This window comes from uncultured Thiodictyon sp. (assembly GCF_903828115.1).
Classification (GTDB): domain Bacteria; phylum Pseudomonadota; class Gammaproteobacteria; order Chromatiales; family Chromatiaceae; genus Thiodictyon.
Genome location: NZ_CAIKKU010000517.1, coordinates 1 through 12,627, shown reverse-complemented (window position 1 = coordinate 12,627; position 12,627 = coordinate 1). Strand labels below are relative to the sequence as shown.

9 protein-coding genes and 3 pseudogenes are annotated in these 12,627 nt (G+C 65.8%); 10 read left to right on the top strand and 2 right to left on the bottom strand.

Annotated features, from left to right (window positions below; translation table 11 throughout):
• From QZY48_RS19030 to QZY48_RS18995, 8 genes and pseudogenes are all read left to right on the top strand, one after another.
• A pseudogene (locus QZY48_RS19030) lies at positions 1-222 on the top strand (hypothetical protein); the annotation flags it as partial.
• An 87-nt stretch (positions 223-309) separates the two neighbouring features.
• Positions 310-921, top strand: a complete 612-nt coding sequence (locus QZY48_RS19025) for a hypothetical protein (RefSeq protein WP_295434138.1) — start codon at positions 310-312, stop codon at positions 919-921.
• A gap of 38 nt (positions 922-959) precedes the next feature.
• Positions 960-1,175: a hypothetical protein gene (locus tag QZY48_RS19020; RefSeq protein WP_295434136.1), complete on the top strand. Its 216-nt coding sequence runs from the start codon at positions 960-962 to the stop codon at positions 1,173-1,175.
• 30 nt (positions 1,176-1,205) lie between these two features.
• Complete coding sequence (locus QZY48_RS19015) at positions 1,206-1,682, top strand: hypothetical protein (protein WP_295434134.1); 477 nt, start codon at positions 1,206-1,208, stop codon at positions 1,680-1,682.
• Positions 1,683-1,711: 29 nt separating this feature from the next.
• Complete coding sequence (locus QZY48_RS19010) at positions 1,712-3,286, top strand: dynamin family protein (RefSeq protein WP_295434132.1); 1,575 nt, start codon at positions 1,712-1,714, stop codon at positions 3,284-3,286.
• Complete coding sequence (locus tag QZY48_RS19005; protein ID WP_295434130.1) at positions 3,256-3,717, top strand: hypothetical protein; 462 nt, start codon at positions 3,256-3,258, stop codon at positions 3,715-3,717. The genes QZY48_RS19010 and QZY48_RS19005 overlap by 31 nt, the downstream gene beginning before the upstream one ends.
• A complete protein-coding gene (locus QZY48_RS19000) occupies positions 3,714-5,699 on the top strand; it encodes an Hsp70 family protein (RefSeq protein ID WP_295434127.1) in 1,986 nt (661 codons plus the stop codon). The genes QZY48_RS19005 and QZY48_RS19000 overlap by 4 nt, the downstream gene beginning before the upstream one ends.
• Before the next feature lie 998 nt (positions 5,700-6,697).
• Positions 6,698-8,749, top strand: coding sequence for an Hsp70 family protein (locus QZY48_RS18995; RefSeq protein WP_295434125.1), 2,052 nt, complete (start codon positions 6,698-6,700; stop codon positions 8,747-8,749).
• Positions 8,750-8,931: 182 nt separating this feature from the next.
• On the opposite strand, the pseudogene QZY48_RS18990 reads toward QZY48_RS18995, so the two are convergent.
• Together QZY48_RS18990 and QZY48_RS18985 are read right to left on the bottom strand one after the other, a co-directional pair.
• Positions 8,932-9,181: pseudogene (locus tag QZY48_RS18990) on the bottom strand (DUF2442 domain-containing protein).
• 69 nt (positions 9,182-9,250) lie between these two features.
• A pseudogene (locus QZY48_RS18985) lies at positions 9,251-9,367 on the bottom strand (DUF4160 domain-containing protein); the annotation flags it as partial.
• A 416-nt stretch (positions 9,368-9,783) separates the two neighbouring features.
• On the opposite strand from QZY48_RS18985, the gene QZY48_RS18980 reads away from it, so the two are divergent.
• The gene (locus tag QZY48_RS18980) at positions 9,784-10,656 is read left to right on the top strand and encodes an Rpn family recombination-promoting nuclease/putative transposase (RefSeq protein ID WP_295434123.1); all 873 of its coding nucleotides are present in this window, start codon (positions 9,784-9,786) and stop codon (positions 10,654-10,656) included.
• Positions 10,657-10,769: 113 nt separating this feature from the next.
• Complete coding sequence (locus tag QZY48_RS18975) at positions 10,770-12,464, top strand: dynamin family protein (RefSeq protein ID WP_295434121.1); 1,695 nt, start codon at positions 10,770-10,772, stop codon at positions 12,462-12,464.
• Positions 12,465-12,627: the final 163 nt, after the last annotated feature.

Below are 12,627 nucleotides of genomic sequence, written 5' to 3'. Positions count from 1 at the left end.
GCCATCGCGCTGGGGCGGGCGCTCGGCCTCGCCCTGGTCGCCGAGGGGGTGGAAGAGCGCGCCCAGGCCGACTACCTGCTGGTCCACCGGTGTGAACTCGCCCAGGGGTACCTGTATGGGGCTGCGCTGGAGATCGAGGCTTTTGATCAGCGCTACTTTGCGGACTGCGCACCAACGGGGCTGGGGCTCGGGCTAGCCGCGGACGATTCAAGGGCCGATTGAGTGACGGCCTGTCGCCGCCCCTTACCACCCTGCCGTCTGGACTATACTTGGCCAACGACTTCTAACGTCAGCCGGAATCAGTAGTCCATGTCCCAGCCGAGTCTCCAATACACCCTTCGATCCCGCGGGATTACCGCCGGTGCGGGCCAATTGGCCGGGTACCTGGCTGAATCGATCGCGCAGATGGAGAAGGGCGCCCTGATCCCGGTTGCGGCCGAACTCCCAGCGGCAGAGATCCAGGTTCTGCGCGGCGGGGGATTCGCCGTCGATGGTGACCCGACGGTCGGGGAAGACCCGATCGCCCGGACCACCGCCGCCTATGCCGCCCTGCTGGAGACCGCCCTGACCATCAAGTCCGTCGCCCAGGCACTGGGTCGCAACGAGAGTCGCATTCGGCAACGGTTGTTGCAGCGCAGCCTGATCGGCATCCGCCGCGGTCGCGGTTGGCTGTTGCCCCGCTACCAGTTCCAGGTGCAAGAGTGCGACGGGCAGCCCCGGGTGCGGGCAGTGGTGCCGGGCGTCGAGCAGGTCTTCCCCCGGTTGAGCCCCGAAGTACACCCGGTCGCCCTGTGGCGCTGGTTCACCACCCCAAGCACCGAACTGGTGCCGGAGGAGGGGGATGAACCCCTGTCACCGCGGGACTGGCTGATCTGTGGGCGTCCCGTGGCGGTGGTCGCGCGGCTGGCCGCAGACCTGTGAGCCGGCCCTGACCTACCTGCGTCCTGAGCGCCGGCCCCTTGCCCAAATTTCCGCAACCGCCAGCGGTCGAGACCCTGCGTCAGATCCAGCCTGAACCGCGCCGACTTCCTGCCGGCACCCATCTGTGGCGCGTCTACTTTCGGGGCGGCGCCACTCCCGGGCGTTGGGACCTGTTCCGCGATTTCGGGCCAACCAGTGCCCTGAAACTCACACTCCGTCAGGCCGCGGCCAGTCTGTCTTATCTGATGATCTGATCGAAATGCGAGGCATTCGAGTATATTGCCATGCCCGACCTGCGAGACTGGATGCTTGGAATGTGGAGCCGCTTGGGCAGGGGTCAGACCGACAGCCCGGCCCCTCAGCAGTCGCCACCGTGCGCCGCGCCCGAGACCCTTGCCGACCCGCTCGACAACCAACCCTGGGTCAAACTGGTTGAGGAATGCGTGGACCTCTTCGATGAACTCGACGGCCAACTGAAAGGCATCGATGCGGGAGGCTCCGAGATCGCCGAACACGTCTGTCTCCGACTTCAGGAAATCATGCAGCGCTGTGGCGTGGAACTGATCGACCAGCCAGGGGCCTTCGAGCGGACGCTACACCAGCCAATCGGGACCCGTACCGGTCTGAGCACCGCGGCGGTCAGCATCATCAGCCCCGGCTTCCGGGTGGGACGCCGGATCTTACTGCGTGCCCGTGTGCGATTCGCTCAGGACCATTCCGACCCAGCCCACGAGGACGCCGGCCCCGCTTGGCCCGGCTGACCGCCCGACCCCATCAGGAAGACAACGCGATGACACCGACGCTACTGAAGCAGATCGACGGCCTGCGCCAGCAGGGCCTGACCCTCTTGGATCAACTGACGGACCGGGCCGCAACCTTCGAGCTGCCGGCGCCGCCCGAGGCACTGGGCCAGTTCCGCCAGAAGCTTCAGGAGAACCGCTACCAGGTCCTGGTGGTCGGCGAGGCCAAGCGCGGCAAGAGCAGCTTCATCAACGCGCTGCTCGGGCGTGCCATCCTGCCCACCGACGTGGACATCGCCACCAGCCAGGTCTTTCTGGTCAACCAGGCCGCCCAGGAGGCCTACCGCATCCGCTTCGAGGACGGCTCGACCGAGGAGATTTCCGCCGCCGACCTGCCCCGCTACGGCTCCCAGGTCCTGGCCGATATTGAGGGTACCCCGCGTCTCGACCAGATCATCCGCTGGATCGAGGTCGACGCGCCCGCCCGTTTCCTGCCGGACGGGGTCAGCCTGCTGGACACCCCGGGCCTTGGGTCGCTCTATGCCGCCCACGGCCAGATCACCCAGCGCTTCATCCCCCAGGCGGATGCCGTGATCTATGTGCTGGACTCCGGTCAGCCCATCGGACAGGCGGACCTCGATAGCATCGCGGCCATCCTGGAGGTCACCGGCAGCCTCTTTTTCATCCAGACCCGCATCGACCAGTTCCGCAAGGAGCAGTGGCAGGCGCTCCAGGCCCGCAATGAGCAGGTCTTGCACGAGCGCTTCGCCGACAAGCTCGCCGATGCCCGCGTCTGGCCGATCTCCAGCACCAACCTGATGAAGGCGGCCGAGACCCAGGATACCGACTACGAGATCGTCAGCCGTCACCGGGAACTGGCGGCGGCACTAAAGACCTTCCTGTTCCGCGTCGCGGGCCTGAGCCGGGTCGCGGCGGCCATGGCCGTCGCCGGTCACTATCACGGCAGCGCCCGGCAGGTGCTCTTGGGGCGGGCGGCGGACCTGGCCGACCAGTCCAAGGAACGGCGCGCACAGGTCCGGGAGCAGATCGCCCAGCGCAAGCAGGCGTTCGATCGCGCCTGGGGCGAGCATGGGTCCCAACGGCAGGCATTGATGCTCACGCTGCAACGGACGGTCACCGCGGGGAAACAGACCTTGCGCCAGGCACTGGACAGCGGCGGTCAGATCGATCGGGCGATCCGTGCCAGGATCGACCACGTCACCACGCTGGACGAGGCCAACCGCCTCGCGGACACCTTGGCGGCCGACGTCACCGAGGCGGCCGTGACGAAGTGGGAGGACGTGGACCAGCAGATGCGCAAGGACATACTCGACCAGCTCGCACCCTTCCTGGATGCGCAGGAGCACCTTGCGCAGGCCTCCTATGCCGACATGGATGGCGCATCCCAATTTGGGAACGCTATCGATTACAGACCGAGGACGATCAGTTTGAACGGGCCAAGGGAGGCTTTCTCGACCTCAGAAATGCCGCGTTCATGGCGGGCCTCGGCGGCTCCGCTGCAGTGGGTCTTGCGGCCGCGGCGACTTCAACCACGTTGGTCGCCACCTTCTTCGCGTCCGCCATATTTCCCCCCTTGGCCGTTGGCGCAGCCGTCTGGGCACTGATTCAAGGGTACAAGGGCTGGACGCGGACCGCCGGAATCCAACTCAAACGCGCCCAGCAGGAGCTGGACAAGCATCTCGGCGACGTCAGAGACCAGGTGCGCCGCTACTACTTGGACGTCGACTCCCCGGCCCGCCGACACCAGAGTCTGGTGGACGCGCATTTCGATCAGTTCACGGACCTGATCGGCCATTACCTGCAACGCATTGTGCATGAGCAATCCGAGGAGGCCAGCCGCGAGCTGGCCCGCCTGACGGAACAGGCCAAGCTGGATGAGCAACAGCGCGCCACCCGGTTGGCAGAGCTGCGCGGGCAATTGGCGCAGTGGGACCAGGTGGGGCAGGGCATCCAGGGGATCATCGGGGAGTTGACCGGCATCGAGCAGACATTGGCGGGTCTGGGTCAGCCCCCGGTCGAGGAGCTGCAGGCATGAGTTCCGCCACCATCGGCATCGACTTCGGTACCACCACCAGCAGCATGGCCTGGGTGGACCCGCGCACCGGCGAGGCCAAGGTCATCAAGAACGCCGAGGGTGAAGAGAAAACGCCCTCGGTGGTCTGGTTTGGCGCGGACTCCGTACTGGTCGGCACCCCGGCTGAGCAGATGCTGGAGGATGAAGACGAGTGCCGCCGGGTCGTCCAGAGCATCAAGCGTGAGCTGATCAGCGCCCCCACCCTGGCCCTGCCCGGTCGGCGGGTCAAGGCGGTCGAGGTCGCCGCCGCGATCTTCGCCAAGCTCAAGCGCGACGCCGAGGAACTGCACTTCCACGCCCCGGTGGATCGCGCCGTGGTGACCTGTCCGGCCGCCTTCGATGTCATGGAGCGCGAGGCGATCGAAAAGGCGGTGCGGCTCGCCGGTTTCACCGAGGTGCGGACCCTGGAGGAACCGGTGGCGGCGGCGCTGGCCTATAGCCGTGCCGGTCTTGGCGTGGGCCGGCATGTGCTGGTCTATGACCTGGGCGGCGGGACCTTCGACCTTGCCTTGTTGCGCGAGGAGGCAGGGGGCTTCGCGCTTGCCATGGAGCCCAAGGGCCTGCGCCGTTGTGGGGGCGATGACTTCGACGCCGCGCTCTACGACTGGTGCGATGAGGAGGCTGAGCGCCAATGGGGCCAACCGCTGAACGGCCAGGGGCGGGATCTCAAATTCCTGCGCGAGTGCCGCAAGCGCAAGGAGAACCTCTCCGTCCATGACAAGGTGCTGTTCAGCAGCCTGGTGGGTGAGGGGCGGGTGTTAAAGCATACCCTGACGCGGGATCAGTTCGAGAACCTCATCCTCCGGGATGTAGACTACACGGTGCGGCTGACCGCGGAACTGGTGCGCGCGGCCGGCGGCCAGGGGTTTCCGGTCGATACGGTCGTGCTGATCGGCGGCTCATCCCGCATCCCCTTGGTCCAGAGGACGCTGAAAGAGGCCCTGCCGGTGGCGCCGGAAAAATGGCAGCACCAGGATGTGGCGGTTGCCCTGGGGGCGGCCTATTTCGCCCAAGGGCTCTGGCAGCCGCGGCCGGCGGTCGTTACGCAAGGCGCTACGAACGACAATACGAAGGACCACCAGGCACGCGAGCGGGCAGCCGCCGCCCGGCAGGCGGTGCTGACCCCGGAGGACATCCACGGTTGGTCCACCGAGCAGGTCCAGGTGCTGCAACGGACGGTGGCCGAGGCATTGCGGATTGAGGCGGTCTTCCGCGACCGGCTCAGGGACGATGCTGAGGGACCAGAGATGGTCTTGATTCCACTCGGCTCTTTCCTCATGGGCTCGCCGGATGGGCAGGGGATGTCAAACAAGTTTGACAAGCCGCAACACCGGGTGCACATTGCCAAGCCGTTCGCCATCGGACGCTACGCCATTACCTTAGATGAATACGACCTCTTCTGTATCGAAACTGCCCGTAAGAAATCGAGCGATTCTGGCTGGGGCCGCGGCCGGCGCCCGGCGAGCAAAGTGTCCTGGGAGGACGCCGTAGCCTATTGCGCATGGCTTGCCAGACAGACCGGGCTGCCCTATCGACTGCCGAGTGAAGCCGAATGGGAATATGCATGCCGAGCGGGAACTACAACGCGCTGGTCATTCGGCGACGAAGAGAAAGTCGCTGGCGAATACTCTTGGTTTAATGGCAATTCGGATAACAAGACCCATCCCGTGGGCGAAAAGCGGCCAAACCCCTGGAACCTCTACGACATGCACGGAAACGTCGACGAGTGGGTCCAAGACTGTTGGCATGGCTACACCGGCGCCCCGTCCGACGGGTCAGCTTGGTGCGCTTGTTCCTGGCCAAGCAGCATGTGGCATGTATTGCGCGGCGGTCGCTTCTGTGTGAGTCCGGATTGCCAGGGCTCAGCTTTCCGTCCCATACTCGTCACCGGCTACCGGAGTACCAACCCTGGTTTTCGAGTGGTCAGAACGATTACCGGGTGATTAGCTATGTCCTTGTCCTTATGCCTTAGATATTGTTCGTCGTCAACACGTTGAACCTAGAAAGAGCGATTGGAGCGCGTTGAAATCGCGTAACCGAAACGGCGCCCCAACTGCGGAGCAGTTCAAGCCGTCATCCGGTGGGTGACTTACCGCGACCGGACGCCCGCCCGGCGGGCTGTCGCCGAGCGGGCAGTGGCGCGGCTCGGGTTGTTGTTGGATGAACTGGCGGATTGAACGATCGGACCGTACGTTCTGCACCCAGCGCAAGATCCCACCCGATAGAAGCGAGTTCCGGAGTCCAAGGCTTCAGCCTTGGATGGGGAAGCCAAGGCTGAAGCCTTGGACTCCCGCAACGACCTCTTCGGTCTGCGGCTTGCCCAGGACCTTTGACCTTTACATTTTATGACTCTTGCTCTTTTCCTTATTTCCAAGCCCCGGACGCGAGCCCCAGATCGCAGGCGCAGGCGCTACACGGCGCTGCCCGCAGGGGGCGCGATCATCGCCAAGGGCCGACGGGCTGATGCCTCGACCTCCGGATACTGCCGTGTTCCCGGCCGGGGGCAGACGTTTCAGCCGGGTCAGGGGTCATCGGGTATTGAAAGCAAGCGTGCCCATGGATGCGCTGCGTCTGTCCATGAATAAAGGGAGGGTCATTCTAACTCGACTTTGGCCATTTTTCCTGGCCGGCAATCATATGAATATCAAAATCTTGCGACGCGCCAAGAAATTAGCGAGGGGTCAAATTCCGGAGTTCTGGCCTCCTGACCCCCTCTAATTTTTCGCCCTCGTCGTATTTCAGGCAGTTAGCTCCCTGCGCGACTGCCAAAATGGCCAAAGTCGAGTCTAAGTACAGCGTAAGATCGCCGGACCGAGCGGATATCAGGACCCGGGCCGCCAGGGCGCGAACGCACTGGCGCACAAGGGATCATCCGGGATCTTACCGGCATCAAGGAGACATTGACGGAATTGGGGCAGCCCCCTGTCGAGGAGCAACAGGCATGAATACCGCCACCATCGGCATCGACTTCGGCACCACCACCAGCAGCATGGCCTGGGTGGACCCGCGCACCGGCGAGGCCAAGGTCATCAAGAACGCCGAGGGCGAGGAGAAGACACCCTCGGTGGTCTGGTTCGGCGCGGACTCCGTGCTGGTCGGCACCCCGGCCGAGCAGCTGCTGGAGGATCCAGACGAGTGCCAGCGCGTCGTCCAGAGCATCAAGCGTGAGCTGATCAGCGCCCCCACCCTGGCCCTGCCCGGTCGGCGGGTGAAGCCGGCAGAGATCGCCGCCGCGATCTTCGCCAAGCTCAAGCGTGACGCCGAGGAACTGCACTTCCACGCCCCGGTGGACCGCGCCGTGGTGACCTGTCCGGCCGCCTTCGACCTCATGGAGCGCGAGGCGATCGAGCAGGCGGCGCGGCTCGCCGGTTTCACCGAAGTGCGGACCCTGGAGGAACCGGTGGCGGCGGCGCTGGCCTATAGCCGAGCCGGCCTTGGCGTGGGTCGGCATGTGCTGGTCTATGACTTGGGCGGCGGGACCTTCGACCTGGCCTTGTTGCGCCAGGAGGCCGAGGGCTTCGCACTCGCCCTGCCGCCCCGGGGGCTGCGCCGCTGTGGGGGCGACGACTTTGACGAGGCGCTCTATGAATACTGCGACACGGAGGCGGAGCGGCAATGGGGCCAACCGCTGAACGGTGCGGGGCGGGACCTGAAGTTCCTGCGCGACTGCCGCAAGCGCAAAGAAAACCTCTCGACCTGCGACAAGGTGCTGTTCAGCGGCCTGGTGGGCGAGGGGCGGGTGTTCAGGCACACCCTCACCCGTGACCTGTTCGAGGGGCTCATCAGTGCGCGGGTGGAAACCACGGTACGGGAGACCGGCGATCTGGTGCGCACCGCGCAGGCCGAGGGGTGCGCGGTCGAGACGGTGGTCTTGATCGGCGGCTCCGTGCGCATCCCGCTGGTGCAGCGCCGGCTCAAGGAATCACTCCCGGCCGAGCCGCGCAAGTGGCAGCATCAGGATGTGGCCGTTGCGCTCGGAGCGGCCTACCAGGCGCAGGGGCTGTGGGCGCCACGGACTACCTCCGCGGCCAAGAAGCCTGAGCGCCGGCCGGCGAAGAATACCGTCGAGCCCCTACCAGCGGTCCCGTCGGCCTCGCCGACGCAATCGGCCCGGCCAGCAGCGCCCCCGCCGGTCGACCGGCAGGCGGTGCTGACGCCCCAGGACATCCACGGCTGGCCGGCCGAGCGGGTGCAGACACTCCAGCGCTCGGTGGCCGAGGTCCTGGGTCTCCCGGTGGTCTTCCGGGTACCGCTCAAGTGTGGCGGTCAGGGACCCGAGATGGTCGTAATCCCGCCCGGGGCCTACCTCATGGGTGCCGCGGACAACGACAACGACGCCTATGGCGACGAGAAGCCTCAGCACCGGGTGCGCATCGCCCGGCCCTTCGCCATCGGGCACTTTGCCGTGACCTTCGATGAGTACGACCTCTTCTGCGTCGAGACGGCCCGTAGCAAGCCACGCGATCAGGGCTGGGGCCGCGGCCGCCGCCCGGTGATCAATGTCTCCTGGGAGGACGCGGTGGCCTATTGCGCCTGGCTCTCGGTGCAGACCGGCCGGACCTACCGCCTGCCGACCGAGTCCGAATGGGAATATCCCGCCCGCGCCGGGACCAGTACCCGCTATTGGTGGGGCAGCGAGATCGGCCGGGGTAACGCCAACTGCGATGGGGGCGGCAGCCAGTGGGACAACAAGCAGACCGCGCCGGTGGGTTCATTCAAGCCCAATCCGTTTGGGCTCTACGACACGGCAGGCAACGTCTGGGAGTGGATTCAGGACGAATGGCACGACAACTACTCCGGTGCCCCGGGCGACGGGTCCGAGTGGATGCTCACAAAGGGTTTTTTCAAGGGGATCTTTAGTGACGCTCGCCGGGTGGTGCGCGGTGGTTCTTGGATCTACGACCCCAGTTACGCGCGCGTGTCGTTCCGCTACTGGGGCTTTTCCGGCCTCCGGTACGACTTCTTTGGTCTGCGCATCGCCCAGGACCTTTGACCTTTTCCTTTATGGCTCTTACCCTTTTCCTTTTTTCCACGCCGAGCCTTCCGCCCCGCCCGGCGGTTGAGGCTTCAGCCGTCCCGGTGCCCGCCGGGGCCGCGGTCCTCGCCAGGGGCCGCCCGGCGGGTGTCCCGACCCCCGAGCGCCGACGCGGCCCCGACCGATGGCACGGGAGATGGTTAGGCCACCTGGCGGCGCAGATGGGTGACATCCCCTTGGCCAGCCAGCAGCCCTTCGACTGAAATGTCCTCATCCAGCGCATCCCAGTGGATACCGCGGGGGCTCAGTTCACAGGCTTCGCGCTGTGCCGGGGTCGCGGCAAGCAGGCGGCGAAACCACGCCAGGGGGGACGCCGAGGGTGCGGCCGTCATTCAGTTCGACCCACAGGTTGTTTTCATCGCAGGTCATGGACTTAGGCGACATGTTCATTCCCGGCCCTTTCCAGGAGTTCACGATGGTCTTTGGCCATGCGGGCGATCTGACGCCTTGGGGAAACAGCCAGAATTTGGCCTCTGCCCCGTCGTTGCGGACATGGACGTGCGTCGGCTCGCGCGGGCTACCCTCGTTCGCGTAGAAGAAAAGTTTGAAGCCATCCAGACTCAAGGCAACCGGCATGATGTGTTGCGCAAACAGCGGGCCGGCGGCCCGGGCACAGACCAACGGACTTGGCTGTTGCCGATGCTTTGCGGACGCCTTACGCACGGCAATTTCTGGTTCATTGCGAGCAGGGCCGGAATCTCATCGCCCGCGGGGGCAGCGCCCCATGTCGGGTTACGGCGCGTGTTAGGCATCTGTTCTTTCATTCGGTTACGTGCCACGCGCGCCTAACCCCACCGGGATCGCACGAAAAGGGGCTAGTGGCGAATACTTTCACAATCTCGGAGCGTGGGAACGAGGCGCGACCGTTGCGGGGCGATCGGCATCGCTCTCGCTCGGCCCATCCTATAATGAACGTGGTTGGCTGCCGCATCGGTTGGAATGGCCCCCGATGACCGGTGCCCGTCAGGCCCCGCCTGCGCTATAGTCTGCCCATGCGCCACCCCATCGACCCCAAGATCGACTGTGTCTTCAAGGCCCTGCTCGGGGCCGAGGCCAACCGTCGGCTGCTGATCCACTTCCTGAACGCGGTCCTGGGCACCGACCTGCCCGCGCCGGTGGCAGAGGTGGCAATCCTGAGCCCGTACAACGAACGGGAGTTTCAGGATGACAAGCTCTCCATCGTCGACGTCAAGGCGCGCGACGATCATGGGCGGGTCTTTCAGGTCGAGATCCAGTTGCTGGTCCTGCCTGAGCTTCCGGCCCGTATACTCTATGGCTGGGCAGACCTCTACAGCGCGCAACTACAGAGCGGCCAGGATTACGGAGAACTCAAGCCCACCTATTCGATCTGGTTGCTCGGCGAGACCTTGCGCCGCGGGCTGCCGGACTACCTGCATCGCTTGCGGATGCGCGACGACCGGGGGCGGGTCCTGATCGATCACGGTGGCATCTGTCTACTGGAACTGGATAAATTCGCCGCCGGGCCAGGCGCGGCCCGAGAGGTCGAGACCGAGCTTGAGCGTTGGCTCAAATTCTTCACCGAGGGCGAGGGGCTCGATGAGCAGGCCCTGCCCGACTGGATGCAGACCGAGGAGATGCGAGAAGCCATGAGCACCCTGATGACCTTTTCCGAGAAAGAGCGCGAGTACCACGTCTACCAGGCGCGCCAGAACTACTTGCGCCGGCAACGCAGCATCCAACGCCGGCTCGGGGAACTCGACGCGTTGCAGGCGGCGACGGAGCAGGCGCGGGCGGCGGCGGAGCACGAGCGTGCCGAAAAGGATGCCGCGCTGGAACGCGAGGCGGCGGCCCTGGCCGAAATCGAGCGGCTGCGGCGCCTGCTGGGGGACCAGCCCGGCGCATAGCCGCGGGCGCCTGGTCTTTGGAGTGGCGGCAGGCCTCGGTGCGGGCCGCCCTCGGAGCCCGAACGGGCCGCCAAGGTGCTGGGGATCGGGACTTTATCGCGGGGGGATCGCCCATGAGCACCATCCAGGAGTCTGTCGTCCAGGTCATCGAGCAATCCGCGGCCCGCCTGCGCCTGCCGGGCCTGCCGGGTTCCGTCGCCGACGAGCTGGCCGCCCTGGCCGGCAAGGTCTACGACCCCTGCGTTGTCGCGGTGGTCGGCCGGGTAAAGGCAGGCAAGAGCACCTTCATCAATGCCCTGCTCGGCGCCCGGGAAGACCTGGCAACGGTAGGCACCACCGAGACCACGGCCACCATCAACTATTTCCGCTATGGCCGTCCCGCCGACCCCGAGCGGCCGGTGCGTTGCTATTGGCGCGGCGGCGGCTATGAGGATTGCCCCGCAAGCTTCCTGCATCAGTTGCAGGGCAATGACCTGGAGACGCTGCGCCGGGCCGAGGGGATCGCCCACCTGGAATACCGGCTGGATCTGGATTACCTGCGCCGCGTGACTCTGGTGGACACCCCCGGTACGGGCGCCGTGGTGGACGAGCACCAGGGACGCACCGCCGAGTACATGCGCCTCTACGGCCAACTGCGCGAACGCCACGACCGCGAGACCCAGCAGATCGGGGAAACCAGCGACGCCATCATCTATCTGATCGGCGCGGTGGCGCGTACCACCGACCGCGATTTTTTGGAGGAGTTCGGTCAGGCGACCCAGGGGACCTCCCGGGCGCTGAACGCCGTCGGGGTCATGGCCAAGATCGACCTCTCCCCCGCGACGATGGAGCGGCGTGAGGACTTAGCCGCCAAGGTAGCCGGCCAGCTCAAGGACAGCCTGAATACGGTGATGCCGGTCTCCGCCGGATTGCATCGGGCACTGGAGCGGCTCATGGACGGTGGGGGCGTCGGTCTCCAGGCGTTAATGGACGCCTTGCGCCGAGTGCCGCCGGGTCGCCTGGAGAAGCTGCTGGACAACGACGAGTTCTACCGCGAATACGAGTTCGATGACTGTCCACTGAGCACGGACGAGCGCCGCGCGCTCCTGGGCGGCCTGGACTGGACCGTCTTCACCACCATCGCCCGGCTCGCGGCCGATCCCGCCTTGGCGTTGGACGAGGTCGCGGCGCGGCTCGGGCACATCGCCGGTTTCGGCCCGCTCGGGGAGATGCTGGAGAGCCATTTCCTGAAACGCAGCGAGTTCCTGCGCTGTTACCGCCTCATCGGGGATGCGCGCCGGCTGGTCAGCGGCATCCGTTACCAGCGACTCCCGGCGCTGCGCCAGCGCGAGCGCGACGAGGCGGCGCGCCGGGAGCGCTTCCTGGCCTTTCTCCGTGCGGCGCCCGGCGATCGAGCGGTGGCCGCCGAACTGGCCGAATGGGTGGAGCGGGCCGCGGTGCCGTCTGCAGCGCCGGTGGCCGCGGCGGTCGACGCGGTCGATCGCGACCTGGGGCGGGTCTTCCACCGGTTGGAGGAGTACAACGCCGACTTCGAGGCGTTACAGACCTTGGAGCAGCATGCGGGGATCTTTGGCGGGGAGGAGCAGAACGAACTGCGTCGCTTGTTGGGACAATACGGTCAGGAGAGCGCGGACCGGCTGCCGTTGGACCGCGCCCGGGATACCGGCTATGTGGAGCAACGCCAGCAGCACTGGCGCGACCTCAGTATGCGCGACCGGGCGCCTGCCCGGCGGGCGGTTGCCGAGCGGGCGGTGGCGCGGCTCGGGCTGTTGTTGGATGAGTTGCCGATGGGGCCGTCGGTCGATTGAAGCCGACGGCCTTGATCATAATGGTGCGACACGAAGTCGCGTAAGTAATTGTTCTACTGGAAGTCTCTATATGGCGACCTGATGGAACCGACGGTTTCTCCCGTCGTAGCCTAGGAGCACATGCGAGACTGGTAACGGTCCGGTGTGAAGCTGCTCTGACAAT

What these genes read in the sequence shown, in the direction of transcription:
- QZY48_RS19025 (WP_295434138.1), top strand. Translation starts at nt 310, where the DNA reads ATGTCCCAGCCGAGTCTCCAATACACCCTTCGATCCCGCGGGATTACC.
- QZY48_RS18995 (WP_295434125.1), top strand. Translation starts at nt 6,698, where the DNA reads ATGAATACCGCCACCATCGGCATCGACTTCGGCACCACCACCAGCAGC.
- QZY48_RS18980 (WP_295434123.1), top strand. Translation starts at nt 9,784, where the DNA reads ATGCGCCACCCCATCGACCCCAAGATCGACTGTGTCTTCAAGGCCCTG.
- QZY48_RS18975 (WP_295434121.1), top strand. Translation starts at nt 10,770, where the DNA reads ATGAGCACCATCCAGGAGTCTGTCGTCCAGGTCATCGAGCAATCCGCG.
- QZY48_RS19015 (WP_295434134.1), top strand. Translation starts at nt 1,206, where the DNA reads ATGCCCGACCTGCGAGACTGGATGCTTGGAATGTGGAGCCGCTTGGGC.
- QZY48_RS19010 (WP_295434132.1), top strand. Translation starts at nt 1,712, where the DNA reads ATGACACCGACGCTACTGAAGCAGATCGACGGCCTGCGCCAGCAGGGC.
- QZY48_RS19000 (WP_295434127.1), top strand. Translation starts at nt 3,714, where the DNA reads ATGAGTTCCGCCACCATCGGCATCGACTTCGGTACCACCACCAGCAGC.